General features: G+C 68.7%; 25 protein-coding genes. 13 read left to right on the top strand and 12 right to left on the bottom strand.

All coding sequences use genetic code 11. The features are described from left to right. Positions 1–10: 10 nt before the first annotated feature. Positions 11–769, top strand: a complete 759-nt coding sequence (locus ING98_15480; protein MCA3103266.1) for a 3-oxoacyl-ACP reductase FabG — start codon at positions 11–13, stop codon at positions 767–769. A gap of 45 nt (positions 770–814) precedes the next feature. Here ING98_15480 and ING98_15475 read toward each other — a convergent pair whose 3' ends face one another. The 4 genes from ING98_15475 to ING98_15460 all read right to left on the bottom strand — a co-directional run bounded on the left by ING98_15475 (position 815) and on the right by ING98_15460 (position 4,230). After that, the gene (locus tag ING98_15475; protein MCA3103265.1) at positions 815–1,270 is read right to left on the bottom strand and encodes a cupin domain-containing protein; all 456 of its coding nucleotides are present in this window, start codon (positions 1,268–1,270) and stop codon (positions 815–817) included. 9 nt (positions 1,271–1,279) lie between these two features. Further along, positions 1,280–2,275 carry a Gfo/Idh/MocA family oxidoreductase gene (locus ING98_15470; protein MCA3103264.1) on the bottom strand — a complete coding sequence of 332 codons (996 nt, stop codon included), beginning with the start codon at positions 2,273–2,275 and terminating at the stop codon, positions 1,280–1,282. A 17-nt stretch (positions 2,276–2,292) separates the two neighbouring features. Beyond that, positions 2,293–3,174 (bottom strand): amidohydrolase family protein, encoded by an 882-nt coding sequence (locus ING98_15465; GenBank protein ID MCA3103263.1) that lies wholly within the window; start codon positions 3,172–3,174, stop codon positions 2,293–2,295. A 63-nt stretch (positions 3,175–3,237) separates the two neighbouring features. Then, a complete protein-coding gene (locus ING98_15460; protein MCA3103262.1) occupies positions 3,238–4,230 on the bottom strand; it encodes a hypothetical protein in 993 nt (330 codons plus the stop codon). A gap of 160 nt (positions 4,231–4,390) precedes the next feature. Between ING98_15460 and ING98_15455 the strand changes: the two genes are divergently transcribed. Then, positions 4,391–4,792 carry a carboxymuconolactone decarboxylase family protein gene (locus tag ING98_15455; protein ID MCA3103261.1) on the top strand — a complete coding sequence of 134 codons (402 nt, stop codon included), beginning with the start codon at positions 4,391–4,393 and terminating at the stop codon, positions 4,790–4,792. Here the strand turns inward: ING98_15455 and ING98_15450 are convergent. Beyond that, positions 4,752–5,735, bottom strand: a complete 984-nt coding sequence (locus ING98_15450) for an AEC family transporter (protein ID MCA3103260.1) — start codon at positions 5,733–5,735, stop codon at positions 4,752–4,754. The genes ING98_15455 and ING98_15450 overlap by 41 nt on opposite strands. Before the next feature lie 98 nt (positions 5,736–5,833). Between ING98_15450 and ING98_15445 the strand changes: the two genes are divergently transcribed. The 4 genes from ING98_15445 (at position 5,834) to ING98_15430 (ending at position 9,527) form a co-directional block, all read left to right on the top strand. Beyond that, complete coding sequence (locus ING98_15445; protein ID MCA3103259.1) at positions 5,834–6,751, top strand: DMT family transporter; 918 nt, start codon at positions 5,834–5,836, stop codon at positions 6,749–6,751. Then, positions 6,744–7,973 carry a DNA polymerase IV gene (locus tag ING98_15440; GenBank protein ID MCA3103258.1) on the top strand — a complete coding sequence of 410 codons (1,230 nt, stop codon included), beginning with the start codon at positions 6,744–6,746 and terminating at the stop codon, positions 7,971–7,973. Before ING98_15445 ends, ING98_15440 begins: the two co-directional genes overlap by 8 nt. A gap of 94 nt (positions 7,974–8,067) precedes the next feature. Further along, a complete protein-coding gene (locus tag ING98_15435) occupies positions 8,068–8,991 on the top strand; it encodes a DUF4394 domain-containing protein (GenBank protein MCA3103257.1) in 924 nt (307 codons plus the stop codon). Positions 8,992–9,035: 44 nt separating this feature from the next. Then, positions 9,036–9,527 (top strand): YajQ family cyclic di-GMP-binding protein, encoded by a 492-nt coding sequence (locus tag ING98_15430; GenBank protein MCA3103256.1) that lies wholly within the window; start codon positions 9,036–9,038, stop codon positions 9,525–9,527. A 27-nt stretch (positions 9,528–9,554) separates the two neighbouring features. Here the strand turns inward: ING98_15430 and ING98_15425 are convergent, their stop codons facing one another. Beyond that, positions 9,555–10,259 (bottom strand): type 1 glutamine amidotransferase, encoded by a 705-nt coding sequence (locus tag ING98_15425; protein ID MCA3103255.1) that lies wholly within the window; start codon positions 10,257–10,259, stop codon positions 9,555–9,557. Between the two features lie 142 nt (positions 10,260–10,401). On the opposite strand from ING98_15425, the gene ING98_15420 reads away from it, so the two are divergent. From ING98_15420 to ING98_15400, 5 genes are all read left to right on the top strand, one after another. After that, on the top strand, positions 10,402–11,052 hold the full coding sequence (locus tag ING98_15420) for a TIGR02281 family clan AA aspartic protease (GenBank protein ID MCA3103254.1): 651 nt from the start codon (positions 10,402–10,404) through the stop codon (positions 11,050–11,052). A gap of 140 nt (positions 11,053–11,192) precedes the next feature. Next, complete coding sequence (locus ING98_15415) at positions 11,193–11,876, top strand: CerR family C-terminal domain-containing protein (protein MCA3103253.1); 684 nt, start codon at positions 11,193–11,195, stop codon at positions 11,874–11,876. After that, the gene (locus tag ING98_15410; GenBank protein MCA3103252.1) at positions 11,873–13,393 is read left to right on the top strand and encodes an efflux transporter outer membrane subunit; all 1,521 of its coding nucleotides are present in this window, start codon (positions 11,873–11,875) and stop codon (positions 13,391–13,393) included. Before ING98_15415 ends, ING98_15410 begins: the two co-directional genes overlap by 4 nt. Further along, complete coding sequence (locus tag ING98_15405) at positions 13,390–14,601, top strand: efflux RND transporter periplasmic adaptor subunit (GenBank protein ID MCA3103251.1); 1,212 nt, start codon at positions 13,390–13,392, stop codon at positions 14,599–14,601. Before ING98_15410 ends, ING98_15405 begins: the two co-directional genes overlap by 4 nt. Next, the gene (locus tag ING98_15400) at positions 14,598–17,705 is read left to right on the top strand and encodes an efflux RND transporter permease subunit (protein MCA3103250.1); all 3,108 of its coding nucleotides are present in this window, start codon (positions 14,598–14,600) and stop codon (positions 17,703–17,705) included. Before ING98_15405 ends, ING98_15400 begins: the two co-directional genes overlap by 4 nt. Positions 17,706–17,753: 48 nt before the next feature. On the opposite strand, the gene ING98_15395 is transcribed toward ING98_15400, so the two are convergent. The 6 genes from ING98_15395 to ING98_15370 all read right to left on the bottom strand — a co-directional run bounded on the left by ING98_15395 (position 17,754) and on the right by ING98_15370 (position 23,551). After that, complete coding sequence (locus ING98_15395; GenBank protein MCA3103249.1) at positions 17,754–18,203, bottom strand: CBS domain-containing protein; 450 nt, start codon at positions 18,201–18,203, stop codon at positions 17,754–17,756. Between the two features lie 152 nt (positions 18,204–18,355). Continuing rightward, positions 18,356–19,633, bottom strand: coding sequence for a GTP cyclohydrolase II (gene ribA, locus ING98_15390; protein ID MCA3103248.1), 1,278 nt, complete (start codon positions 19,631–19,633; stop codon positions 18,356–18,358). Positions 19,634–19,662: 29 nt separating this feature from the next. Next, positions 19,663–20,313 (bottom strand): GTP cyclohydrolase I FolE, encoded by a 651-nt coding sequence (gene folE, locus ING98_15385; GenBank protein ID MCA3103247.1) that lies wholly within the window; start codon positions 20,311–20,313, stop codon positions 19,663–19,665. Positions 20,314–20,363: 50 nt separating this feature from the next. Beyond that, positions 20,364–22,232 carry a 1-deoxy-D-xylulose-5-phosphate synthase gene (gene dxs / locus ING98_15380; protein MCA3103246.1) on the bottom strand — a complete coding sequence of 623 codons (1,869 nt, stop codon included), beginning with the start codon at positions 22,230–22,232 and terminating at the stop codon, positions 20,364–20,366. Next, positions 22,229–23,131: a polyprenyl synthetase family protein gene (locus ING98_15375; GenBank protein ID MCA3103245.1), complete on the bottom strand. Its 903-nt coding sequence runs from the start codon at positions 23,129–23,131 to the stop codon at positions 22,229–22,231. Before ING98_15375 ends, dxs begins: the two co-directional genes overlap by 4 nt. A 99-nt stretch (positions 23,132–23,230) precedes the next feature. Continuing rightward, complete coding sequence (locus ING98_15370) at positions 23,231–23,551, bottom strand: exodeoxyribonuclease VII small subunit (GenBank protein MCA3103244.1); 321 nt, start codon at positions 23,549–23,551, stop codon at positions 23,231–23,233. Positions 23,552–23,815: 264 nt separating this feature from the next. Between ING98_15370 and ING98_15365 the strand changes: the two genes are divergently transcribed. Both ING98_15365 and ING98_15360 read left to right on the top strand, forming a co-directional pair. Continuing rightward, positions 23,816–24,919 carry a Rieske 2Fe-2S domain-containing protein gene (locus ING98_15365; GenBank protein MCA3103243.1) on the top strand — a complete coding sequence of 368 codons (1,104 nt, stop codon included), beginning with the start codon at positions 23,816–23,818 and terminating at the stop codon, positions 24,917–24,919. Between the two features lie 15 nt (positions 24,920–24,934). Continuing rightward, a complete protein-coding gene (locus ING98_15360; protein ID MCA3103242.1) occupies positions 24,935–25,804 on the top strand; it encodes a DMT family transporter in 870 nt (289 codons plus the stop codon). The last annotated feature ends 19 nt before the right edge of the window (positions 25,805–25,823 follow it).

The raw sequence follows: 25,823 nt of genomic DNA, 5'->3' as shown, positions 1-25,823 counted from the left end.
GATGTCCACCATGCAGACCGGATTGCAACGACTGAACGGCAAGCGCGCGCTGATCACCGGTGGCAACACCGGCATCGGGCGGGCAGTGGCGCTGGCCTACGCCACCGAGGGCGCGGATGTCGCCATCGCCTGGATCGACCGCGAGCCCGAGGCGCGATCGCTGGTGGCCGAGGTCGAAGCACTCGGCCGGCGCGCGCTGGCTCTGCGCTGCGACGTCACCGTCGAGGCAGACGTGGTGGCCGCGTTCGGCGCAGTGGCTACCTCATGGGGCGGCATCGACATCGTGGTATCCAATGCTGGCATCCAGCGTCCGCAGCCGATCACGGAAATGACGCTGGACGACTGGGGCCGGATGATGAGCGTGCACCTGCGCGGCAGCTTCCTGGTCGGCCGCGAGGCGGCGCGCCACATGATCCCGGCGAAGCAGGGGCGGATAATCACCGTCTGCTCCCAGCTCGGCTACATCGGCCGCGAGAACTACACCGCCTACTCCACCGCGAAGGGCGGCGTGATCGCGTTCACCCGCGCCCTGGCGAAGGAGCTCGCGCCGCACGGCATCCTGGTCAACGGCGTGTCGCCCGGGCTGGTGGACACCGGTTTCGACCCTCTGTCCGAGGACGTGAAGGCCGCGCATGCCGCCAGCCTGCCGCTCAAGCGGCTGGGCACGCCGGAGGACATGACCCCGGCGTTCGTGTTCCTGGCGAGCGAAGAGGCGCGCTACTACTGCGGGCAGCTGCTGCACCCGAACGGTGGCGAGATCATGCCGTAGCACGGCGGCCGCGCTGGCCGCTTGCGGCCCGGGAGGCGGCGGGATCTACTCCCCAGCCACTCGCCGCCCCACCTCCGACTGGCGCTCGATCCACACCGTCTCCGCCGCATCGGTGTTGCCGACACCGATGTAGCAGAAGATCAGCCCGGCATCCTCGGTCTCGGAGGCATTCGAGATCACGTGGATCGCGCCGCTGGGGATGTAGACGAAGTCGCCGCCTTCGAGGATGACTTCCTTGCGGTCGGTGCCGTCGCTGCGCGAGAAGTACGCGCGGATACGCCCGTGCAGGATGTACCAGCAGACGTCGTTGACCGAGTGGTAGTGGGTGGGGTTCGGCTTCGCGCCGGCGGGCAGGATCGTGCGGCCCATGGTCGCATTCGACCCCTCGACGGTCTTGTCGCTGATGCCGAAGCCGATGCGCAGCGGCGGCTCGTAGGTGACGTCGGTGCCGATCTGCGAGGGACGGATGACGGTGGGCATCTGGCGGCTGAACGGGACCATGGTGTTTCCTCAGGTGCGGGTGACTTCGATCGTCCGGGATGTCTCGACCGACTTCACGGTCGCCTCGAACGAGGCGACCGTGGCAAGCAGGTCGGAGAACGGGATCGGATACTCGGCCTCGCCGCGGACCGCGCGCGCGAACGCCTCGAGCTGATGGCGCATCGCTTCACGCGGCGGCAGCGTGGTGCGAGCTGGCGCGACACCGCTCGCATGACGCACCACTTCATGTTCGCCCAGCGCCTCGATCGAGCCGCGCGAGCCGAATGCATGGATGCGCCAGTAGAGCGGCGAGGCGCGCACGCTGGCGAACATGCCGCTGACCTGGCGGCCGCCGCCGGCGTCGAGCCGGTACAACGCGGCGATGGTGTCGAGCGGTGCCGGCGGCGGCTTGCGTTCGACCACGTGCGCATGCACCGACAGCGCCGGACCGACCAGCAGCGTGAACGCGTCGACGATATGCAGCCCGGCGCCGGTCAGGCCGGCAGCGGGAGACTCGGCGGGCGACTCGCGCCAGCCGCCGACCACGTTGTTCGAATGCTCGTTGCTGAAGTGGCCTTCGACATGCAGCAGCTCGCCGATGTCGCCGGCGACGATCGCCTGCTTCACCGCCTCGGTCGACGGCCAGAACCGGCGCAGGTGGCCGACGCCCATCGGCACCTTCGCCTGCCGGCAGGCATCGATCATCGCGCGTGCATCGTCGAGGTTCAGCGCCAGCGGCTTCTCGCAGAACACCGCCTTGCCGGCGCGCGCGCAGGCTTCAACCTGAGGCCGGTGCAGCGAGTGCGGCGTGCACAGCACGATCGCACGGATCTTCGGGTCGGCCAGCGCGTCGTCGAGGCTGGCCGACAGCTGCATGCCGTGTTCGTCGGCGAACGCGCGGTGCGCATCGAGCACCGGGTCGATCGCGCGCACGAAACGCAGCGGCCTGGCATCGCCAGCCAGCTGCATCGATCTCACATGGCCGCGTCCCCAGCGGCCGAGGCCCACGATGGCCGAGTCGATCATTGCATCGGACCTTTCTGTCACAGGCGATAGAGTCGTTGCGCATTGTCGTGGAAGATCGCCTGCCGCTCCAGCGCGTCGAGCGGCGCAAGGCATTCGTCCATCACGCCGACCAGCCGGTCATAGGTGGTCCACATGCGCTCGATCGGGAAATTGCTGCCGTACAGGCAGCGTCGCGCGCCGAACAGCGCGACGGTCTCCTCCACCACCGGCCGCCAGAGCGCCTTCGAGCAGGCACGCTCGAAGGTGCCCAGGCCGGACAGCTTCACATGCACGTTCGGGCAGGCGGCGAGCGCCGCCATGCCGCTGCGCCAGGCAGCCATGCCGGCCAACGAGCGATCTTCGAGCATCCCCGCGTGCAGCAGCACGAACGTCATGGCGGGGAACTCGCGCGCGAGTGCGGCGGCATCTGCCATCTGCGAGGAAAACACCTGAAGTTCGAACAGCAGGCCGCGCGCCTCGACCTCGCGCAGGCCGGTACGCCACGCGGGGTCGTTCATCAGGTCGGGCCGCGCCGCGAAGCGATAGGCCGCGTTTTCGTGCCAGTGCAACTGCTGGCGGATGCCGCGCAGGTTGCCTGCCGCCTGCAGCCGGTCGAGCGTGGCGCCGACCTGCGCGTCCGCCAGGTCGGCGTAGCCGACGCTTGCCTGCGGAAACCCGTGCTCGCGCGCGACCGATGCGACCCATTCGATCTCGGCCACCTCGTCGCCCGGCCCGACATTGACCTGGATGTAGACCGAGGAGACGACGCCCAGCGGAACCACGTCGTCGATGAAGTCCTGCGCCAGATAGTCGCGCCGCAGCGCTTCGTAGTCGCCGAAGATGCGCGGCAGGGCAGGCCCGTTCAGCCACGGCGTATGGGCATGGCGCCAGATATGGTGGTGTGCATCGATGATGGTCATGGGCGCTCGGTCGAATGCCTGGCCGCTCGCGGCGGGGATGCCGGGAACGGCGGCCAGGACAGATTACTCCGGCAGTATCCCCGCATCCCGGATCTGCTTCACCCAGCGCGGCACCTCGACCGAGACGAACTTCGTGAATTCGTCCGGCCCCATGGCGGCCGGATCGACGCTGAGGCCTGCAAGCCGCTGCCGTACGTCCGGCCGGTTGAGCGCGCTGATCGCCGCGTCGGACAGCCGCTGCACGGTATCGCGCGGCGTGCCAGCGGGCGCCATCAGACCCCACCAGATGGTGATCTCGAAGCCGGGCAGATCCTCCGCGAGCGCCGGCACTTCGGGCGCCAGTGCCGAGCGGTTGCGTGAGGTCACGCCGAGCAGCTTGAGCCGGCCGGCTTTCCACTGACCGATGCCGGCGGTGAAGTCGGTGAAGGTGAACGCGATCTGCCCGCCGACCACTTCGCCGACGGCGATCGGGATTCCCTTGTACGGCACCTCGACGAACTCGATGCCACCGAGCGAACGCAGCAGCCCGAGCGAAACCTGCGCACCGCCGGAGCCGAAGCCGCCGGAGAGTTCGCCCCGCTTCGCCTTCGCCACCGCGATGAACTCCTTCGCAGTGGTAGCGGGAAAGTCCGATCGTACCGCGAGGATCAGCGAGGTCTGCGCGAGCCGCGCGACATAGGCGAAATCCTTCAGCGGGTCGTAGGCCAGCTTCTTGAAGAGCCCGACGTTGGCCGCCTGCGTGGTGTTGGTGCCCATCAGGAGCGTGTGGCCGTCCGGGTTCGCACGCGCGACGTCCGTGGCCGCGATCGTGCCCTGTGCGCCGGCGCGGTTCTCGACCACCAGCGGCTGGCCAAGTACCTCCTGCATCGGAACGGACAACAGCCGTGCCAGCTGGTCAGGCCCCGCGCCGGGCGGGAACGGCACCACCACGCGGATCGGCCTGGTCGGGAACGACTGCGCGCCAGCGCTTCCCGCAGCGCCGGCCAGCGTCACGCAGGCGGCCACAGCCGTGCCGACAAGCGCAACGCCTGCAGTGGACAGGGACGTACGCACCATGCTGACATCCTCCTGGGGAAATCGGGCTTGTAGTTGTTTACTGCCTTTTGCTGCATCCTACGCTGCCCGCGGCGCCCGGTGCAAGGCAGGCTGGCGGGCCCGGCGACCGCGCCCGGGGCAACTGCAGGGACACGACACCCCAAAGAGACGGAGACAGGCAATGACCCTTGACGACCTCTACCAGCGCGGGCTCGCGCTTCGGCAAAAGCTCTTCGGCGCCGAGACCGTCGCGCGACGCATGGGCGAGCTCGGCGAGTTCGGCGAGCCGCTGCAGCACATCATCAACGCCTATTCGTACGGCGACATCTGGAGCAGGCCGCAGCTCGACATGAAGGCACGCAGCCTGGCGATGGTCGGCATCACTGCAACGCTGAACAAGCCGAACGAGCTCAAGGTGCATGTGAACGGCGCGCTGAACAATGGCGCGACCGCTGAGGAAGTACGCGAGGTGCTGCTGATGGTCACACTCTATGCGGGGCTGCCGACCGGCATCGATGCGCACAAGGCAGCGCTGGAGGTGATCAACGCACGACGCCCAGCCCCAGCAGCACCGGCAGCGTGAGCCAGAACACGATGGTGCTCCAGCCGATGAACAGCGCAGCCTCGGGCGCATCGAGGTCGAAGCGGTCGGCCAGCATCAGCAGGGTCAGCATGCCCGGCACGGCAGCCAGTACGGTCGCCGAGTACTGGGCATCGCCCGGCGCCGCGAAGAACAGCGGCCCGAGCGCCCACGCCACGACCGGCACCACCAGCAGCTTGATCGCGGTGGCTGCCAGCACTTCGCGCTTCGGGGTCAGCGCATGCCACGGGATGGTCAGGCCGAGCACGAACAGCATCACCGGGATCGTCGGCTGGCCGATCATGCGCGCGGCGCTGACCACCGGCTCGTAGACCAGCCCGGTCTGCTGCAGCGTGGCACCGGCGATGAATGCCCAGATCGGCGGCATCGACATCATCACGGTGAACACGTTCGGGCGCGGTGCATGGCCCTGGGCGGGTGCCGCTTCGGGCCGGTCGACGCCCAGCCGGGTGCAGATCCAGACGCCGAGGCTCCATACCAGCGGCATCACCATCAGCATGTCGTTGAACACTGCGTAGCGAAGCGCGCCCTCGCCATGCAGGAACAGCAGCACCGGCACGCCGATGTTGAAGGTGTTTCCGAACATCGCGCCGATCACCAGCACCGCGCGCGTGCGCCGCGGCAGCCGTGCGCCGAACCGGGTGCGATAGAGCAGCGCCCAGGCGCACAGCCCGCCGACCCCGGCAGCGAGCGCGGTCACCAGCGGGACCGCGAGCAGTTCACGGCTGATCGGCGTGACCATCGCCACCGAGAACAGGATCGCCGGGTAGAACAGGTACATCGTCAGCCGCGACAACTGGTTACGCAGCCATTCGACCGGGGTGTCCGGGAACCAGCGCGGCCACAGGCCGCCGGCCGCGACGAGCAGCGACAGGGGCAGCATCACCTCGACCGCCAGCGAGCCGATCCGGGCGAGGTCGATCATCGCGGCCGTTGCTGCTGCAGGCGTATCGTCTGAAACATCGTGACGCGGACTGTAGCCGAAACGGCTGCAGCAGGTGCCCGGCGCGGTACCCTCGCACCATGAAGTCCGCACTCTGGCTCGCCGTTGCCGGCCTGCTCGCCAACGCCACGGTCTGGGGCCTGTCCTGGATCCCCTTCCGGTCGCTGTCCGGCGACGGCATCCATCCGCTCTGGGCGACCGGTGCCATCTACGCGGTGGCTGCCATCGCGCTGGCGGCGGCACGCCCGGCTGCGCTTCGCGAATGCCTGCAGGGCGGCGGTCTGCTCTGGCTGGCGCTGGCCTCCGGCCTCACCAATGCGCTGTTCAACAGCGCAGTGGCGATCGGCGACGTGGTGCGCGTCGTGCTGCTGTTTTACCTGATGCCGATCTGGGCGGTGCTGCTCGCGCGCTGGCTGCTCGGAGAGCCGTTCACCGGACGCGCGATGGCGCGCATCGCCACCGGCTTCGTGGGTGCGATGCTGGTGCTGTACGAACCCGGCATGGGCCTGCCGGTGCCGCGCAGCCTGGCCGACTGGATGGCGATCGCCGGCGGCGCGGCCTTCGCGCTCAACAACGTCGTGCTGCGCAAGCTCGCCTCGAACGGCGAAGCCGCGCGCACGCTGTCGATGCTGTGCGGCGCAGTGTTGCTGCCCGTTGCCGCAGCCGCGCTGCTGTCGGCGGGCGGCGCCATCGCCTGGCCAGTACTGGGCACGGGCGGCGCACTGGCCACGCTCGCGCTGTGGTCCGCGCTGTTCCTGCTCGCCAACCTAGGGCTGCAGTACGGGGCCGCGCGCCTGCCTGCGAACGTGACGGCGGTGATCATGCTCACCGAAGTGCTCGTGGCATCGGGGTCGTCCTGGCTCGCCGGCGCGGCGGAACTGCGCGCACCCGACCTGCTCGGCGGCGTGCTGATCCTCGCTGCGCCCTGGGTGTTCGCCGACCGGCGTTCCGGATCTGGCGCACCGGCAGGTACGCCCGCCGGCAGGCAGGATGCCTGAGGCGGCCGGCAGCCCGGACGGAGCCGGCCGCATGGTCGCGCACCTCGACATGGACGCGTTCTACGCGTCGGTGGAACTGCTGCGCCATCCCGCGCTGCGCGGACGACCGGTGGTGATCGGCGGCCGCCGTCGCATCGCTGCCGCCCCCGGGTCCGGCCCGGACGATCCCGTGGATGCCGGTACCGTCCCCGTCCTGCGCGACTACGCCGGGCGCGGCGTGATCACCACCGCGACCTACGAAGCACGGGCACTGGGCGTGCACTCGGGCATGGGGCTGATGAAGGCCGCACGACTGGCACCGGACGCGTTGCTGCTGCCGGCGGACTTCGAGCGCTACCGGATGTACTCGCGCCGCTTCAAGGACGCGGTACGCCTGCTGGCACCCCAGATCGAGGACCGGGGCATCGACGAGATCTACATCGACTTCACCGCGCAGCTCGCGGGGCGGCCGGATCCGTGGCGCGCCGCCCGGGCTCTGGCCGTAGAGATACAGGCCGCGGTGCGCGCGGCGACCGGACTGTCCTGCTCGGTCGGCGTGACGCCGAACAAGCTCCTGGCGAAGATCGCCTCGGACCTCGACAAGCCCGGGGGCATCACCGTGATCACCGCAGACGAGGTGCCGTCCCGCATCTGGCCGCTGGCGGTACGCAAGGTGAACGGCATCGGGCCGAAGGCTGGCGCGAAGCTGGAGGCCCTCGGCATCCGCACCATCGGCGAACTCGCGGCCGCCGACCCGGGATGGCTGGTCGAACACTTCGGCCGCAGCTTCGGCCTCTGGATGCACGAGGCCGCGCACGGGCGCGACGATCGTCCAGTAGTCACCTTCAGCGAACCGAAGTCGATCAGCCGTGAAACCACCTTCGAGCGCGACCTGCATCCGGTGCGCGACCGCGCGCAGCTGTCGTCCCTGTTCACCGAACTGTGCGAGCGGCTGGCCGGCGACCTTGCGCGCAAAGGGTACGCCGGGCGCACGATCGGCCTGAAGCTGCGTTACGACGACTTCACCCAGGTCACCCGCGACCGCACGATCGACCGTCCGACACAGGATGCGCGGATGATCCGGCGTGCCGCCGGCGAATGTCTGAGGCGCGTGCCGCTGGAGCGGCGCCTGCGCCTGCTCGGCGTGCGTATCGGTGGCCTGGTACCCGCCACTGCAGCCAACCTGGCCGGTACCGGCACCGCCGACAGCAGCGTCGGCCTCAATCGCACGCTGTTCGACTGACCGCAGGGCCACAGGATCCGGCGACGCAGCGATCGCCGTACCTGCCCCGTGAACTCGGCGTATCTTTGCGCGTCGTTTCCGTCCGGGAGATTCCATGGTATCCGTCGTACGCTGCGCGCTGCATGCCGCACTGCTGTGCGCCCTGCTGTCAGGCTGTGCAGGCCTGCCGATCGAGGGGGGGGCGCGCGAGACGGTGTTCGCTGCAACGCAGTCGAACCGGCTGCTCCGCCTCGATCCGGCGTCGCCCTCCCGTGTTGCCAGCGAGCGCCAGATCGTCGGGATGCACCAGGGTGAACAGATCGCAGGGCTCGATTTCCGTCCGGCGGACGGCAGACTCTATGCGCTCGGCACCGCGGGTCAGCTCTACCGGATCGACCCGGCAACAGCGGTAGCCACCCGCGTGGGGCCAGGCGGCATGAGCGCCCTCGTGCTGGACGACATCGGTTTCGCACTCGATCCGGGCACCGATCGCATCCGGCTGGTCACCACCGGCGGCTACAACCTTCGCCTGGACCCGGACACCGGCCTGGCAGTGGATGGAGACCCCGCTGCTGCCGGGGTGCAGTCAGACCGCACACTCGGCTATGCGGAAGGTGAATTCGAGCAGGGACGGGTGCCGCGCCTGGCTGCGGCTGCGATCGTGTACACGCCGGGCAGCGGCCGGCGCCCAGCCAGCACGACGCAATATGCGATCGACCGGGACACACGCACGCTGGTCACACAGGGTTCACCGCGGCGCGCCTCCGAAGCTGCGCCCCCGGAAAGCGGGGACGTCTACGCGGTAGGCGCGCTGACGATCGACCTCGGCAGCGGCCCTCTGTCCCTCGGCGCGGTCGGCACGCGGCTGGCGCTGCTCTGTGTGGCGCGGGGTAGCCGCAGCGAACTCTATCGACTCGACCTCGGCACGGCGGCGATCGAGCCGCTCGGCGTCATTGCCCTCGGCGAACCGGTCATCGCGATCGCGGTCGTACCGGCGCAGGGCCGCGCCCTCGAGCCGGCCGCGACGGGCCGGCCCTGACGCTACAATGCGGTCATCCTCACCCGAAGATACCCCTTGCCGCCATGCCCTCGTTCGACATCGTCTCGGAAGTGAACCAGGTCGAGGTGAACAACGCACTCGACCAGGCCAACAAGGAAATCACCAACCGCTTCGACTTCAAGGGCTCCGACGCGCGCGTCGAGTGGAACGAGAAAGAGAAGACGCTCACGCTGTTCGCCGATGACGAGTTCAAGGTCGAGCAGGTGCGCGATGTCCTCATCGGCAAGCTCACGAAGCGCGGCGTCGATATCCGCTGCCTCGAGAACGGCGATCTGCAGAAGGTGGGCGGCAACAAGGCCAGGCAGGTGGTCAAGGTGCGCACCGGCATCGAAGCGCCGCGTGCCAAGGAGATCGTGAAGCTGCTCAAGGACAGCAAGATGAAGGTCCAGGGCAGCATCCAGGGCGATGCAGTACGGGTCTCCGGTGCCAAGCGCGACACCCTGCAGGAGGCGATCGCACTGGTGAAGAAGAGCATCACCGACTATCCGGTGCAGTTCGAGAACTTCCGCGACTGAGCCGCGGCGGGCGCGGCGCCGCGCCCGCTATGGCTTCAGGCCGGTGATCCAGCGGCTGTAGAGGCCATCGGCCACCTCGTGCAGCGCCTCGACCCTTGCCTGCAGGTCATCCTGCATGGCCTCGGCCGACATCACCGAGGGCACCGGGTTGTCGGCGATCTCGCGCCAGCCGCCACGCGCCCAGACACGCACCATCTGTTCGGTCATCTCGACATGGCACTGCATGCCCAGATGGGGGCCGAGCGCATAGACCTGGTTGAGGCACCACTGGCTGGAGGCCAGCCGGGTCGCACCGGGCGGGATGGTGAAGGTCTCGCCGTGCCAGTGGAAGGAGCGGAACGCGCTGCGCTTGCCGAACCAGTGCGCTGCCGCCGGCGTCGGTTCGATGGCCACCTCGCCCCAGCCGATCTCCTTCACCGGATTACGGCTGACCACGCCGCCGAGGGCGCGCGAAATCAACTGGCCGCCCAGGCAATGGCCGATCACCGGGATGTCGGCGGCAACCGCCCGGCGGATCAGTTCCAGCGCGGGCGGGATCCAGGGCAGTGGATCGTTGACGCTCATCGGACCGCCCATGAAGGCGAGCCCGCAGAACGCCGAGGGGTCGACCGGGACCGTCTGCGCCTGGTCGATGGCGATGATTGTCCAGGGAATCCGGCGGGCATCGAGGAACGTGGCAAAATGCCCCGGCCCCTCGGTACGGGCATGACGGAAAATCGCAACCGCTTTCATGCAACTGTCCTCCAGGAACACCATGGTAGCCGATCGGTCCCGAGGCATCGTGCACCTGCTCGCAGACAGGCCTGGCCTGTGCGGGTCACGGATGCCCGCCGTCTCACCGGTGCGCCGCCGGCTGCACCGCGCGTGGCGGGCGATGCTGCCGTCCTTGTTGCTGCCGCTTCTGGCCGGGGTCTGCGGTCTGGCAGCGGCACAGCCGGCGCGCGTCGACGTGAACGTGATCGGCCTGTTCTCCGACAGCGCGGTGCTGGTGATCAACGGCGGCAATCCGCGCACGCTGAAAGCAGGGCAGGCGACGCCGGAGGGCGTACGTCTGGTCTCGGCGAACAGCCAGCAGGCGGTGGTCGAGGTCAACGGCCGGCTCGAGACCCTGTCGATCGGGCAATCGATCGCTGCACAGCGCTCCACCGCCGGCCGGCAGCAGGCCGTCCTCCTCTCGGACGGCCGCGGACATTTCTGGGCAAATGCCGAGATCAACGGCTCGACGGTGAAGGTGCTGGTCGACACCGGCGCGAGCTTCATCTCGATGTCGAACGCCACCGCGCGGCGGCTCGGCATCAACTTCATGCAGGGCCAGCGTGGCTTGACCTCGACCGCCAACGGCACGGTACCGGTGTACCGGGTGACCCTGGCCAGCGTACGTGTCGGCGAGATCACGCTGTCGAACGTAGATGCCTCGGTGCACGAAGGCGACAACCTGCCGGTGATCCTGCTCGGGATGAGCTTCCTCAACCGCGTCGAGATGCAGCGCGACGGCGAACGCATGACGCTGATCCGGCGGTTCTGAGCGGCGTCCCCCGTCTCCCGGGCTGCAGCAGGCAGGGTACGCGGTCGATCGCCGCCCGCCGGTCAGATGCGATCGATTGACTTCAAACAGTTGTTTGAATAGAGTTCAAACAACTGTTTCAACTAGATCCGGAGTCGATCGTGTCCCCACCGACCGTGGCCGCCCGTTCCGACGGCGCACAGGCCCGCGAAAGGCTGCTGTACGCCGCGCTGCGCCTGTTCGCCGCCAGCGGCTTCGAACGCACCAGCGTGCGCGACATCGCCCAGGCGGCCGGTGCCAACGTCTCCGCCGTCGGCTACTACTTCGGCGACAAGGCCGGCCTGTACCGTGCGGCCTTCTTCGAACCACTGGGCGAACAGTGCCAGGGCGCGATGCCCGAGCCAGGCACGGTGCCGCTGCCGGAGCTGATGCACGGCTTCTTCCGGGAGTTGCTCACCCCGTTGAAGCAGGGTGAAGCGACGCAGCAGGTGATCCGCCTGCATTTCCGCGAGATCGTCGAGCCGACCGGGCTCTGGGCGGAGATGATCGAGAACGAACTGCGGCCCCAGCACGAGGGCGTGCTGCGCGTCCTGTGCGCCGAGTTCGGCCTGCGCGAGCCCGACCTGGAACTGCAGCGGCTGGTGTTCGCGATCATCGGCATGGGCATCCATTTCTTCGTGGCACAGGACATCGTGCAGGCGCTCGCGCCGGAGGTGATGGACGGGCCCGATGCGATCGATGCGCTCGCCGATTCGCTCGCCGAAAGCGCCCTGGCCATGATCGAAGCCGAGCGCCGGCGGCGCGCCGCGCAGCCACGTCCTGCGCAGCGCCGGGGTGCGCGATGAAGGTGGGCGCGCGTCGATCGTATGCGACGCTGCTGCCGCTGGCGGTCCTGGTGGCTGGATGCGCAGCACCCTTTCCGGTCGGCCCAGACTACCGGGGTCCGTCGAGCGAGGCCGCCCCGCCAGCGCGCTGGCAGGTGCGCGGGCTGCCGAAGCCTGCACCGGCTGCCGCTGATGTTCCGTCCCTGCCGGGCGCGTCGGCGCCGCAGGCCGAGATCCGCGCGGCGAGCGGCGAACTGCTGCGTGGCTGGTGGCAGCAGTTCGACGACCCGCTGCTGGCGGAACTGATCGGTTCTGCCCAGGACGCAAGCAGCACACTCGCCCAGGCCGCACTGCGCATCGCGCAGGCGCGCAGCGACCTGTCGTCGGCACAGGCAAGGCTGCTGCCAGACCTCGACGCCAGCGTCGCGGCGAGCCGCGGCGCAGTCAGCTTCGGTGGGCCGGTGATCCTGCGCACGCTGGCGCAGGCACAGGCACAGTCGAGCTGGGAGATCGACCTGTTCGGTGCGATCGGACGCAGCCGGGAAGGCGCGGTGGCGCGCCTGCTCGCCCGGGAAGCGCAGTGGCAGGATGCGCAGGTCGCCCTCGCCGCCGAAGTGGGTAATGCCTATGTCGGGCTGCGCCACTGCGAACGCCAGCTGGAACTCACCGAAGACGATGCGCGTTCGCGTGCCGAGACCGCCCGGCTCACCGCGATCACCGGCAGCGCCGGACTGCAGGCACCCTCGACCGTTGCGCTGGCGCGCGCGAGCGCGGCCGATGCCGCGACCCGGCTGTCGCGGCAGCGTACCGAATGCGAGGTGCTGCTGAAGTCACTGGTCGTGCTGACCGCACGCGACGAGCCCGCGCTGCGCACGCGGCTCGCCCAGGCGAGCGCGCGCCTGCCGCAACCGCAGCGCTTCCAGGTGGACCGCCTGCCGGCCGAGGTACTGCGCCAGCGTCCTGACCTGGCCGCACTGGAGCGCGAGCTCGCAGCCGCCAGCGCCGACATCGGCAAGGCCGAGGCCGCGCGCTACCCGAGCCTGTCGCTCGCCGGCAGCATCGGCCCGCTGCGCGCGGAGGCCGGCGGCGTGACCATCAACGCAACCACCTGGTCGATCGGCCCGACGCTGAGCATCCCGTTGTTCGATGCAGGCCGGCGCGCGGCGAACGTCGCGGCAGCACGCGCGGCATACACCGCCGCCGAAGCCGCCTACCGCGAGCGGGTCCGCACTGCGGTGCGCGAGGTCGAAGAAGCGCTGCTCCGGCTTGCCGATGCAGACGAACAGGAACAGTCGGCGCTGATCGCTTCGGCCGGCTACCGGCAGGCGTTCGATGCGGCCGGCGTGCGCTACCGGGCCGGCCTGGGCAACCTGGTCGACCTCGAGGATGCGCGCCGCACTGCCGTGCAGGCAGACACCGCGCTCGCCGAGGTGCGCCGCGACCGTCTGCTGGCATGGATTTCCCTTTATCGGGCGGCAGGTGGCGGCTGGGAATCCCCGTCGTCGCCAGTGCGCCCGTCCTCCGGAGCTTCGCGATGAGCAGCCCTCTCCCCGTCCCAGGCACCGTCCCCGGCATCCGGGCGCGATCACCCGAGCGCAGCTGGTTGCCACGCATCGCCGGTACGCTTTTCGCACTGTGCGCGGCCGTCCTTGCGGCATCGACCGTGGCTCCGGGCGAAGCCGCCGAGAAGACGCCGGGCAAGACAACCGGCCAGCGCCCGTCGCTGACCGTCGAGACGGTGCTGCCCGAGGTGCGCGAACTGCAGATGCGCATCGGTGCCAACGGCAACGTCGCAGCCTGGCAGGAAGCGGTGATCGGCAGCGAAGTGAGCGGGCTGCGGTTGACCGAGGTGCAGGTCAACGTCGGCGATGCCGTGCGCCGCGGCGCGCTGCTCGCGGTGTTCTCCGCCGAGACGGTACAGGCGGAACTCGCGCTGCAGCGCGCGACGCTGGCCGAGGCAGAGGCCTCCTTTGCGGAAGCAAAGGCCAATGCCGACCGCGCACGCCAGGTGCAGGCGAGCGGTGCCCTCTCGAGCCAGCAGGTCGGCCAGTTCCTGACCGCCGAGGCGACCGCAAAGGCACGGGTGGACGCAGCCCGCGCCCAGGTGCAGTCGCAGGAGTTGCGGCTGAGGCACACGCGCGTCGAGGCCCCGGACGACGGCATCGTCTCCTCGCGCACCGCCACGGTCGGGGCTGTCGCAGCCCCGGGGCAGGAACTGTTCCGGCTGATACGCCAGGGCCGCCTGGAATGGCGCGGCGAGGTGCCGGCCGCGCAACTGCACCGGGTACGCACGGGCCAGGCGGTTAGGGTGGTGACGCCAGCGGGCGACACGGTGGAGGGCCGGGTACGCATGGTCGGCCCGACGGTCGACGGCACCTCGCGCAACGCGTTGGTCTACGTCGACCTGAAGCCCGCGCCGACGCTGCTGCGGCCGGGGATGTTCGTGCGCGGCGAGATCGACATGGGCGCGAGCCGCGCGCTGACCCTGCCGCAGTCGGCGGTGCTGCTGCGCGAAGGCTTCACCTATGCCTACCGCGTCGGCGACGACGGCCGGGTGGTGCAGCTGAAGATCGACACCGGGCGGCGCGAAGGCGACCGGGTCGAAGTGCTGCGCGGCCTTGCCGAGGGTGTGCGCGTCGTGCGCAACGGCGTGGCGTTCCTCGCCGACGGCGACCTGGTACGCATCGTCGACACGCCGGCGAAGGATGCCGCGAAGGCAGGTGCCGCGGCCGGAGCGCCGAAATGAACGTGTCCGCATGGTCGATCCGCAATCCCATCCCGACGGTGATGCTGTTCGTGCTGCTCACCCTCGCCGGGCTCGCCGGCTTCAAGGCGATGAAGATCCAGAACTTCCCGGACATCGAGCTGCCGACGATCATCGTCACCGCCTCGCTGCCCGGTGCAGGCCCCGGCCAGCTCGAGACCGAGGTCGCGCGCAAGATCGAGAACTCGGTCGCCAGCGTGCAGGGCGTGAAGCACATCTATTCGACGCTGCAGGATGGCGCCGTCACCATCAGCGTCGAGTTCCGCCTCGAGAAGCCGGTGCAGGAGGCGCTCGACGAGACGCGCGACGCGGTGAACCGGATCCGTGCGGAGCTGCCGGCCGACCTGCGCGACCCGGTGATCTCCAAGCTGAACATCTCCGGCGTGCCGATCCTCACCTACACGGTTGCGTCATCGCGCATGGACGAGGAGGCGCTCTCCTGGTTCGTCGACAACGAGGCGTCCAAGGCCCTGCTGGCGGTACGGGGCGTCGGCGGCGTCGCACGGGTCGGCGGCGTGTCGCGGGAAGTGCGGGTCGAGCTCGACCCCGCTCGGCTGCTCGCGCTGAACGCGACGGCGGCGGAAGTGTCGCGCGGCCTGCGCCAGCTGCAGCGCGAGCTCTCGGGCGGGCGCATCGACCTGGGCGGCGGCGAACAGGCGGTGCGCACGCTGGCAACCGTACGCTCGGCGGAGGAACTCGCGGCGATCGAGATCTCGCTGGCGGGCGGGCGCCGGGTGCGTCTGGACCAGTTGGCGAAGGTCAGCGACACGATCGGCGAACGCCGCTCGGCCGCGCTGCTGGACGGCCGTCCGGTGGTCGGCTTCGAGGTGACGAAGGCGCGCGGCGAGAGCGAGGTAGGGGTCGCGCGTGGCGTGCGCGAACGCATCGAACAGCTCAAGGCAGTCCACCCGGACATCACCGTCACCGAGTCGTTCAACTTCGTCGACTTCGTGCAGGAGAGCTACGAAGGCTCGATGTGGCTTCTGATGGAGGGCGCCCTGCTCGCGGTCATCGTGGTCTGGCTGTTCCTGCGCGACTGGCGGGCCACCTTCGTCTCGGCGGTGGCGCTGCCGATGTCGGCCATCCCGACCTTCCTCGGCATGTGGTGGCTGGGCTTCACGATCAACACCGTCACCCTGCTCAGCCTGTCGCTGGTGGTGGGCGTGCTGGTCGACGATGCCATCGTCGAGATCGAGAACATCATGCGCCACCTGCGCATGGGCAAGACGCCTTACCAGGCCGCGATGGAAGCCGCCGACGAGATCGGCCTCGCGGTGATCGCGACCACCTTCACGCTGATCGCGGTGTTCCTGCCGACCGCCTTCATGAGCGGCGTCGCCGGCAAGTTCTTCAAGCAGTTCGGCTGGACCGCCGTGCTGGCGGTGTTCGCCTCGCTGGTCGTCGCGCGCATGCTCACGCCGATGATGGCCGCCTACATGCTGCGTACGCCGGACAAGGCGCATCCGGAAGGCCGCCTGATGCGTGTCTACCTGCGCGCGACGGCCTGGTGCGTGCGCCACCGGCTGGCGACGACCGTCGCCGCCGCGCTGTTCTTCGCCGGCTCGATCGCGCTGATCCCGCTGCTGCCCACCGGCTTCATCCCGCCGGACGACCTGTCGCAGACGCAGGTGCAGGTCGAGCTTCCGCCCGGTTCGCGCTTCGAGGACACGTTCGCCACGGCCGAGCGAGCACGCCTGCTGGTCAGCGGCAATACGCATGTGAAGCTCGTCTACACCACGATCGGCGGCGGCAGCGCCGGCTCCGACCCGTTCGCGCCGGGCGGCGCGGCCGAGGCGCGCAAGGCGACGCTGAACATCAACGTCACGCCGCGGCAGGAGCGCAGCGGCACCAGCAAGCAGGCCATCGAGGCCGACCTGCGCGACCGGCTGTCGGCACTGCCGGGCGCGCGGGTGACCGTCGGCCTGGGCGGATCCGGCGAGAAGTACGTGCTGGTGCTGGCGGGCGACGACGGCGCCGCGCTGCTGGCCGCGGCGCGCGAGGTCGAGCGCGACATCCGCTCCATCCCGGGTATAGGCGGCGTCACCTCCAGTTCCAGCCTGATCCGCCCGGAGCTCGTGGTGCGGCCGGACTTCGCACGCGCGGCCGATGCCGGCGTCGACTCGACCACGATCGCCGACACGCTGCGCATCGCCACGCTCGGCGACTATGACCTCGCGCTGCCGAAGATGAACCTGGCGCAGCGGCAGGTCCCGATCGTGGTGCGGCTGCCGGATACAGCGCGCCAGGACCTTGCGCTGCTGTCGCAGCTGACCGTGCCCGGCCGCGACGGCCCGGTACGCATCGATGCCATCGCCGATCTCGTCCTGGAGAGTGGCCCGGCGATCATCAACCGCTACGACCGCCTGCGCAACATCAACCTGTCGATCGAATTGAACAACGTGCCGCTCGGCGACGTGGTGGCCGCAGTGGAGAAGCTGCCCAGCCTGGCTGCGCTGCCGCCCGGGGTGACGCAGGCGAGTATCGGCGACGCGGAGGTGATGGCCGAACTGTTCGCCAGCTTCGGCCTGGCGATGCTCACCGGGGTGCTGTGCATCTACATCGTGCTGGTCCTGCTGTTCAAGGATTTCTTCCAGCCGGTGACGATCCTGGCGGCGCTGCCGCTGTCCATCGGCGGCGCGTTCATCGCCCTGCTCGCAGCCAACAGCAGCTTCTCGATGCCGAGCCTGATCGGGCTGGTAATGCTGATGGGCATCACGACGAAGAACTCGATCCTGCTGATCGACTACGCGATCATCGCGCGCAGGGAGCACGGCCTCGGCCGCTTCGAAGCGCTGATGGACGCGTGCCGCAAGCGTGCGCGGCCGATCGTCATGACCACGATCGCGATGGGTGCGGGCATGCTGCCGATCGCGATCGGCATGGGCGTGGACCCGAGCTTCCGCTCGCCGATGGCGATCGCAGTGATCGGCGGACTGGTCACCGGCACGCTGCTGTCGCTGCTGGTTATCCCGGTGGTGTTCACCTACGTCGACGACGCGGTGCAGTGGATGTCCCGGCTGTGGCGTGGCAGGAGCGCGTCGCCAGCCGGCGGCAGGCCACAGGATGCGCCGGCCGCCGTGCCGTGACCCTCGGCGGGACCGGGCAATACCGGGCCGCCGCCGCAGCGGCTTGCCTCAGCGCAGCCCGCCCGTGTACGCACCACGGATGTACGACTCGAGCTGCTGGATCAGGTAACGCTGCTGCTTCAGCGTCTCTTTCACCACGTCGCCGATCGAGATCATCCCGACTACCCGTCCGTCATCGATCACTGGCAGATGGCGGATGTCGCGTTCGGTCATCTGCTGCATGCAGTCTTCCAGGGGCTGCGTCGGCCCCACCGTGATCACGGTACGCGTCATGATCTCGCTCACGCGCGTCTCTTCTGCACGACGGCCGGGCAGCGCCACCTTCAGCGCACAGTCGCGTTCCGACAGGATGCCCACCAGCGATGTACCTTCCATCACCATCAGGGCGCCGATGCGCCGGGCCGAGAGGATCGCCAGTGCCGTGGTCACCGTGTCGTCGGCCGAGATGGTGAAAAGCTCGGATGACTTCGAGGCCAGCAACTGCTTGATGGTGATCATCGCCACATCCCTCCAGGCCGCCGTGGCCGTCCGCGATTCGCAAGCTGCGCCCGGGCGCAGAAGCGCAAATTATAGCCACTGCCGGGCGAGCGACGGCCGCTCGATACATGAGGATTCCGTCAGCATCCGGCCGCGACCGACGCGGCCGGGACTCACTGCCCGCCCGGGGTGCCTTCGGGATCGCGCGCCTCGCCGACCATCGACAGCAGGTGGCCGAACTTGGTCTGCTTGGTCTCCATGTACCGGCGGTTGGCCGGCCGCGGCGGCACTTCGAGCTGGCGGCGCTCGGTGACGATCAGACCCTGCTCTTCGGCCGAGCGCACCTTGTCGGGATTGTTCGTCATCAGCTTCAGGCGGCGTACGCCGAGATCGAACAGGATGCGTGCACCGACGGTGTAATCGCGCAGGTCGGCCGCGAAACCGAGCTTGTGGTTCGCCTCGACCGTGTCGTAGCCCTGGTCCTGCAGCGCATAGGCGAGGATCTTGTTCGCAAGGCCGATGCCACGCCCCTCGTCGAACATGTAAACGATCGCGCCGCGCCCTTCACGGTCGATCTCCTGCATCGCCAGTTCGAGCTGCTCGCCGCAGTCGCAGCGGGTCGAACCGAACACGTCGCCGGTCAGGCACTGCGAATGCAGCCGCACGAGCACCGGCTCTTCGGTCGCCACTTCGCCCTTCTTCATCACGACATAGAGGCTGGTCTCGAGCTCGTCGGTGTACACCATCAGTTCGAACTCGCCGAAGTAGCGCGTCGGCAGCACCGTCTGCGACTTGCGCCGGATCTGGCGCTGCGAGCGCCGCCAGACAGCCAGGTCGCTGATGCGCAGGATCGGGATGCCGTGCTGCTGCGAGAACGCCTCGAGCTGCGGCGTACGCGCCATCGTTCCATCTTCATTCATGATCTCGCAGATCACGCCTGCCGGCGGCAGGCCGGCCAGCCGCGCGAGGTCGACGGCGGCCTCGGTGTGCCCTGCACGCGCGAGTACGCCGCCGGTCTGCGCACGCAGCGTCTGCAGCCGGCCGGGGCGGATCAGGTCGGACGGACCGCTCGCCGGGTCGAGTGCGACCTTGATGGTGTGCGCACGGTCATGGGCCGACATGCCGGACCCGACGCCCTCGCGCGCATCGATCGGCGTCGCGAACGCGGTGCGGAACTTCGTGGTGTTCGCCTCGTCGGCGGTGATCAGCGCCAGCCCCAGCTCGCGCAGTCTGTCTTCGGTCAGCGCCAGAGACACGAGCCCGCGTGCCTCGCAGGCCATGAAGCTGATGGCCTCGGGCGTCGCATGGCTCGCCGCGACATACAGGTCGCCTTCATTCTCGCGGTCTTCGTCGTCGACCAGTATCACCATCTTCCCGTCGCGTACGGCAGGGATGATTTCGTTGACGATGCGCTGGGCAATCGTCGGTACAGCCCGTTCAGTCTGTTTCATTGTCTCTCGGTCGGGCCGCTGGGACCCAGTCAGCGCGACATCACCAGGCGCAGGAACTCCGCGCGGGTGGTGTCCTGCTCGAAGGCGCCGGTAAAGGCGGAACTCGTGGTGGTGGAATTCTGCTTCTGTACGCCGCGCATCACCATGCACATGTGCGTGGCCTCGATCACCACCGCGACGCCCGCGGGGTTCAGCGTCGACTGGATCGAGTCGCGGATCTGGACGGTGAGCCGCTCCTGCACCTGCAGGCGGCGGGCGAACACATCGACCACGCGCGGCAGCTTCGACAAGCCGACGATGTAGCCGTTCGGGATGTAGGCGATGTGCGCCTTGCCGAAGAACGGCAGCATGTGGTGCTCGCACAGCGAGTACAACTCGATGTCCTTGACGATCAGCATCTCGCGATAGTCTTCCTTGAACATCGCCGAGCGCAGGATGGTGGTGGCATCCAGTCCATAGCCATGGGTGAGGAACTGCAGCGCCTTGCCCGCGCGCTCGGGCGTCTTCAAGAGCCCTTCGCGCTGGGGATCCTCACCGATCAGGCCCAGCGCCTTGCCGAAATGCTTCGCAAGCTCGGCAGTGGTCGTCGCATCGTAACGATCGACCTTCTCGTAGCCGCCCTCGACTTCGGAATCCGCCTCGGCGGTGAGGCTCGGCGTCTTCGGCAGGTGGTCGTTCATTTCGGCCCGATCGGAATGTTTCGCGTTGGAACGTCGCAAGGAGCGCGAGGCTACATGCGCGCCCGGACCTGCCCAAGGATGCCCTCGCTGTCCAACCCGCACTCCTTGAGGAGGCCGGCCGGGTCTCCGTGCTCGACGAAGCTGTCAGGAAGGCCGAGCTGGATCGTCTTGCCCGACCATCCGATGGCGGCGAGAGCCTCGAGCACTGCACTGCCAGCGCCTCCCATCACGACATTCTCTTCCACCGTGACCAGCACGCGATGGCTGGCGGCGAGCTCGCGCACCAGTTCGACGTCGAGCGGCTTCACGTAGCGCATGTTCGCCACGGTGGCGTCGAGCACCTCGGCCGCCTTCAGGCAGGGCGCTACCATGGAGCCGAAGGCCAGGAAGGCCACGTCGCTGCCGCGGCGCCGCACCTCGCCCTTGCCGACCGGGAGCGCGGCCATCTTCGACTCGACCGGGACACCGGGGCCGTTGCCGCGCGGATAGCGTACCGCCGTCGGCGTATCGAGGGTCCAGGCGGTGTACAGCATCTGCCGCGTCTCGTTTTCGTCCGAGGGCACCATCACGGTGAGGTTCGGCACGCAGCGCAGGAACGACAGGTCGAACGAACCGTGGTGGGTCGGGCCATCGGCCCCGACCAGGCCGCCCCGGTCGATCGCGAACAGCACCGGGAGGTTCTGGATGGCCACGTCATGCACCAGCTGATCGTAGCCGCGCTGCAGGAAGGTCGAGTAGATCGCAACTACCGGCTTCATGCCGTCGCAGGCCAGGCCAGCTCCGAAGGTCACTGCGTGCTGCTCCGCGATCCCCACGTCGAAATAACGGTCGGGGTACTCGCGCGAGAAGCGCACCAGGCCGGAGCCTTCACGCATCGCCGGCGTGATGCCGACCAGACGTGGGTCGGTGGCGGCCATGTCGCACAGCCAGTCGCCGAACACCTGCGTGTAGCCCGGGACCGGTGCCGGGACCGGAGCCGCCTTCGCGACGATGCCGGCCACCGGGTCGAACTTCGACACCCCGTGATACTGGATCGGGTCGACCTCGGCCGGAGAGTATCCCTTGCCCTTGCGCGTCACCACGTGCAGGAACTGCAGGCCGCGCAGGTTGCGCAGGTTGTGCAGCGTGCTCGTGAGCGTGTCGACGTCATGCCCGTCGACCGGACCGAGGTAGTTGAAGCCGAACTCCTCGAACAGCGTGCCCGGCAGGAGCATGCCCTTCACGTGCTCCTCTGCGCGCTTGGCCAGTTCAAGCATGCCCGGTGCGGCCGACAGCACTTTCTCGCCGGCACGGCGCGCCGCGGTGTAGAAGCGCCCGGACATCAGCCGCGCCAGGTAGTTGTGCAGGGCCCCGACCGGCTGCGAGATCGACATGTCGTTGTCGTTCAGGATCACCAGCAGGTCGCATTCGGCCGACTCGGCGTTGTTCAGCGCCTCGAAAGCGAGGCCGGCGGACATCGCACCATCGCCGATGATCGCCACCACCCGCCGCGGTTCGTTCATGCGGCGTGCCGCCACGGCCATGCCGAGCGCGGCACTGATCGAGGTAGACGAATGCGCGACGCCGAACGTGTCGTACTCGCTCTCGTCCCGACGCGGGAATCCGGCGATGCCGCCACGCATGCGCAGCCGATCCATGCCCGCACGCCGGCCGGTCAGCACCTTGTGCGCGTAGGTCTGGTGCCCCACGTCCCACACCAGCCGGTCGTCGGGGGTATTGAACACATAGTGCAGCGCGACCGTGAGCTCGACCGTACCGAGGTTAGAGGACAGGTGGCCCCCGGTGCGCGACACCGACTGCAGCAGGAACTCGCGCAGCTCGTTGCAGAGTTGCGGCAACTGGCGGCGATCGAGCGTGCGCAGGTCTGCCGGGCTTTCGATCCGGCCGAGCAGTTCGAAGACTTCGTGCGGCTTGTTCAAAATTGTCTCTTCACGATGAAATCGGCCAGCTGGCCGAGTCGGGCAGCGCCCGGACCGAGCGGAGCAAGCGCGTCATCCGCCTGTGCGCGCAGGTCGCGCGCCCATTCCTTCGCAGCGCGCAGGCCGAGTACGGTGACGTAGGTCGGCTTGTTCGCTTCGGCGTCCTTGCCCGCCGTCTTGCCCAGGGTGGCCGTGCTTGCTTCGGCATCGAGCAGGTCATCGACCACCTGGAAAGCGAGCCCGATCGCCTTCGCGAAACGATCGAGATGAGCGCGCTCTGCCTCGTCCAGCGGACGTCCGCACAGCGCCCCCAACAGTGTCGCACATCGTATCAGCGCACCGGTCTTGTGGACATGCATGAATTCGAGTTCGGCGACGTCGAGCGTTCCACCGACCGCTGCCAGATCGATTGCCTGCCCCCCGGCCATGCCGCGCGAACCGGACGCCTGTGCCAGCAGCCGGACCATTTCGAGCTGGCGGGCCGGATCGTCTGCGAGCGGCTGTTCGGAGAGCACCTGGAACGCCAGGCTCTGCAGGGCATCGCCGACCAGCAGTGCCGTTGCCTCGTCGTACTGCACATGGACGGTCGGCTTGCCGCGCCGCAGCGTGTCGTCGTCCATGCAGGGCATGTCATCGTGCACCAGCGAGTAAGCATGGATCAGTTCGACCGCAGCCCCGGCCAGGGCGACGCGCTCGACCGGTGCCTGCACCACGTCTGCTGCGGCAAAGGCAAGCAGTGGCCGCACGCGCTTGCCACCGCCCGATGCGGCATAGCGCATCGCAGCATGCAGCCTTGCAGGCGCATGCCCGGCGTCGGGCAGCACCCGATCCAGCGCCCGCTCTGCGAGCGCCTGATGGGCGCGCATCCACGCCTCGAAACCCGCCGCATCGGCAGACATCGGCTCGGTTACCTCATGCGCAGGCTGACAGGTACATCCGCCGAAGATACCTGAGCGCGCCCCTAGCGGCAAACGACCTGCCGGGTCGGCCCTGCAGGTTCAATCGCGCTCGTCGCCGGCATCGGCGTCATCGGGATCGGCGCCACCGGCGGCGCGGGCACCCGGGCCCACGCGCGCGCCCGCGGCATCCAGCGTGAAGTCCTTCAACAGGCCGTCCTCGAGGACCTTCACCTGTGCCTGGACCGCCTGCAACTGCCCCTGGCACCAGGTCAGCAGTTCGGCGCCGCGCCGATAGTTTTCGAGCGATTCCTCCAGCGAAAGCTGCCCGGCTTCCATAGCGGCGACGATCTTCTCGAGTTCCGACATCGCGGTCTCGAACCGGGCGGGGGCGGCGGAATCCTTTGCAGAGGGCTTGGCCATCGGTTCCTTGAAGGTGCGGGCCTGGCGCCGCCGTTGCAGCGGCACGACGACCATGGGGCGCAGAGGCTAGCCGAGCCGGGCCGCCCGGGTCAACCGCGGCGACAGCGCAGGTGCGCAGACCGATCCCGGCAGGCTTCGCTGCGGGGGCGTTCGTTGCCCGCCCCACTGATTCAGGGGACAATCCCCGGCCTTTTCGGACGGAGGGCTGGGGCTCGCAGCACTCATGTGGAAGTGGTTCGTTCGCACGCGCGTCAGGAGGACTCAGTGACGGATTTTGCAGGCGTCCAGCGGCTCCGACCGGCAGCCTCACAGCTGCCGGTCGGCTGGTACATCGACCCGGCCATATGGGCGATGGAGGAACGCCTGATCTTCGATGCCGGCCCGCGCTATATCGGCCATGAGCTGATGGTGCCGGAGCCCGGAGACTACCGCGTGCCGGAGACCACTCGCGGCGCCGATGTTCTCGTACGCAACGCCGGGGGCATAGAACTGCTGTCCAACGTCTGCCGGCATCGCCAGGCGCAGATGCTGCAGGGTGCCGGCCATTCGGAACAGATCGTGTGTCCGCTGCATCGCTGGACCTACGATCTGTCCGGGCGCCTGCTCGGGGCGCCGAAGTTCGGCGCATCGCCCTGCCTCGATCTGCAGCGCACGGCGCTCACCCGCTGGAACGGGCTGCTGTTCGATGCGCGGCGCGACATCGCGCACGACCTCGCGCAACTCTCCCGGGTCGAGGAGATCGACTTCGATGGCTACCGTTTCGACCACCAGCTGGTCGAGCACTACGACGTGAACTGGAAGACCTTCATCGAGGTGTACCTCGAGGACTATCACGTCGACCCGTTCCATCCCGGGCTTGGCCGATTCGTCGACTGCGACAACCTCGACTGGGAATTCGGAGACTGGTATTCGGTGCAGCGGGTCGGGGTCAACAGCCGGCTGGCGCGCGCCGCCGGCTCACCGGTCTATTCGCGCTGGCACGAGCAGGTGCTGAAGCAGCGCGGCGGCAAGCCGCCGCAATTGGGCGCGATCTGGCTGACCTACTATCCGAACGTGATGGTGGAGTGGTACCCGGGCGTGCTGGTGGTCAGCTCGGTCAGGCCAGACGGCCCGGAGCGATGCACCAACATCGTCGAGTTCTATTACCCGGAGGAGATCGCCTGTTTCGAGCGCGAGTTCGTCGAGGCGCAGCGCGCCGCCTACATCGAGACCGCCGCCGAGGACCGCGAGATCTGCGAACGCATGCAGGCGGGGCGCAGGATCCTCTGGCGCCAGGGCCGCGACGATGTCGGCCCGTACCACTCTCCTTACGAGGACGGCATGCAGCACTTCCACGAGTTCGTGCAGCGCCAGCTGCACGGCAGCTAGCAGGCCGCCACCCGCGTGGCAGCCCTGTGGATGGTCGTCTCCGGGCTGTTCTTCACCGCCCATGGGGTGTTCGTCAAGCTGGCTGCCGGCCGCTTCGGGCTGGGCGAGCTGATGCTCTACCGCAGCCTGTTCATCGTGGTCGCGATCGTGCTGTTCACCCGCCTGGCCGGGTGGCCGCTGCGCACACCGCACTGGCGTGGGCATCTGGTGCGCAGCATCGCGGGCGTGGTCTCGATGCTGCTGTTCTTCGCCTGCCTGGCGCATGCACCGCTTGCCACCGCAGTCACGCTCAATTACACCTCGCCCCTGTTCCTCGCGCTGATCACCGGCCTGTTGCTGCGGGAACGACTGTCGCTGCCCGCCGTCGTGGCGATCGCGACCGGCTTCGCCGGCGTGCTTGCACTGCTGCAACCCTGGACGGAAGGTTCGCCGCTCATACCGGGCCTGCTCGGCCTGGCCGGCGGGGCGGTGGCGGCTGTCGCCTATCTCGGCGTACGGCAGCTCGGCGCGGCCGGTGAACCGGAGTGGCGGACCGTGTTCTATTTCGCGCTGCTCGGACTCGTGGCCGGTGTTGTGGCGCTGCCGTTCACCGGCGCGACGCCGGTACGCGCGTCCGACCTGCCGCTGCTGGCGGCCATCGGCGCCTTTGCACTCGCCTCGCAGCTGGCGATGACCTGCGCCTACTCGCGGGGCGCGACCCTGGTCGTGGCGACGCTGTCCTACTGCGGCGTGCTGTTTGCCGGCCTGTACGACCTGTTCGCGACAGGCGAGGCACCGACGGCCGCAGGCTGGCTGGGCATGTCGCTGATCGCCAGCGCCGGCGTGCTGTCGGTCGTTGCACGGCGCGCACCGCCGCCGAGGGCTATACACTCGGGGCACCGGTGACCAGCCGGCTTCCCGCGGC

It is taken from the genome of Rhodocyclaceae bacterium (genome assembly GCA_020248265.1).
Taxonomy (GTDB): Bacteria; Pseudomonadota; Gammaproteobacteria; order Burkholderiales; family CAIKXV01; genus CAIKXV01.
The sequence above is the reverse complement of the archived record's forward strand: the minus strand, read 5'-3'. Positions and strand labels throughout refer to the sequence as shown.

Coding starts and splice junctions, on each gene's coding strand:
- ING98_15480 (MCA3103266.1), top strand. CDS start 11: ATGCAGACCGGATTGCAACGACTGAACGGCAAGCGCGCGCTGATCACC.
- ING98_15475 (MCA3103265.1), bottom strand. CDS start 1,270: ATGGTCCCGTTCAGCCGCCAGATGCCCACCGTCATCCGTCCCTCGCAG.
- ING98_15470 (MCA3103264.1), bottom strand. CDS start 2,275: ATGATCGACTCGGCCATCGTGGGCCTCGGCCGCTGGGGACGCGGCCAT.
- ING98_15465 (MCA3103263.1), bottom strand. CDS start 3,174: ATGACCATCATCGATGCACACCACCATATCTGGCGCCATGCCCATACG.
- ING98_15460 (MCA3103262.1), bottom strand. CDS start 4,230: ATGGTGCGTACGTCCCTGTCCACTGCAGGCGTTGCGCTTGTCGGCACG.
- ING98_15455 (MCA3103261.1), top strand. CDS start 4,391: ATGACCCTTGACGACCTCTACCAGCGCGGGCTCGCGCTTCGGCAAAAG.
- ING98_15450 (MCA3103260.1), bottom strand. CDS start 5,735: ATGATCGACCTCGCCCGGATCGGCTCGCTGGCGGTCGAGGTGATGCTG.
- ING98_15445 (MCA3103259.1), top strand. CDS start 5,834: ATGAAGTCCGCACTCTGGCTCGCCGTTGCCGGCCTGCTCGCCAACGCC.
- ING98_15440 (MCA3103258.1), top strand. CDS start 6,744: ATGCCTGAGGCGGCCGGCAGCCCGGACGGAGCCGGCCGCATGGTCGCG.
- ING98_15435 (MCA3103257.1), top strand. CDS start 8,068: ATGGTATCCGTCGTACGCTGCGCGCTGCATGCCGCACTGCTGTGCGCC.
- ING98_15430 (MCA3103256.1), top strand. CDS start 9,036: ATGCCCTCGTTCGACATCGTCTCGGAAGTGAACCAGGTCGAGGTGAAC.
- ING98_15425 (MCA3103255.1), bottom strand. CDS start 10,259: ATGAAAGCGGTTGCGATTTTCCGTCATGCCCGTACCGAGGGGCCGGGG.
- ING98_15420 (MCA3103254.1), top strand. CDS start 10,402: ATGCTGCCGTCCTTGTTGCTGCCGCTTCTGGCCGGGGTCTGCGGTCTG.
- ING98_15410 (MCA3103252.1), top strand. CDS start 11,873: ATGAAGGTGGGCGCGCGTCGATCGTATGCGACGCTGCTGCCGCTGGCG.
- ING98_15405 (MCA3103251.1), top strand. CDS start 13,390: ATGAGCAGCCCTCTCCCCGTCCCAGGCACCGTCCCCGGCATCCGGGCG.
- ING98_15400 (MCA3103250.1), top strand. CDS start 14,598: ATGAACGTGTCCGCATGGTCGATCCGCAATCCCATCCCGACGGTGATG.
- ING98_15395 (MCA3103249.1), bottom strand. CDS start 18,203: ATGATCACCATCAAGCAGTTGCTGGCCTCGAAGTCATCCGAGCTTTTC.
- ribA (MCA3103248.1), bottom strand. CDS start 19,633: ATGAAACAGACTGAACGGGCTGTACCGACGATTGCCCAGCGCATCGTC.
- folE (MCA3103247.1), bottom strand. CDS start 20,313: ATGAACGACCACCTGCCGAAGACGCCGAGCCTCACCGCCGAGGCGGAT.
- ING98_15375 (MCA3103245.1), bottom strand. CDS start 23,131: ATGTCTGCCGATGCGGCGGGTTTCGAGGCGTGGATGCGCGCCCATCAG.
- ING98_15370 (MCA3103244.1), bottom strand. CDS start 23,551: ATGGCCAAGCCCTCTGCAAAGGATTCCGCCGCCCCCGCCCGGTTCGAG.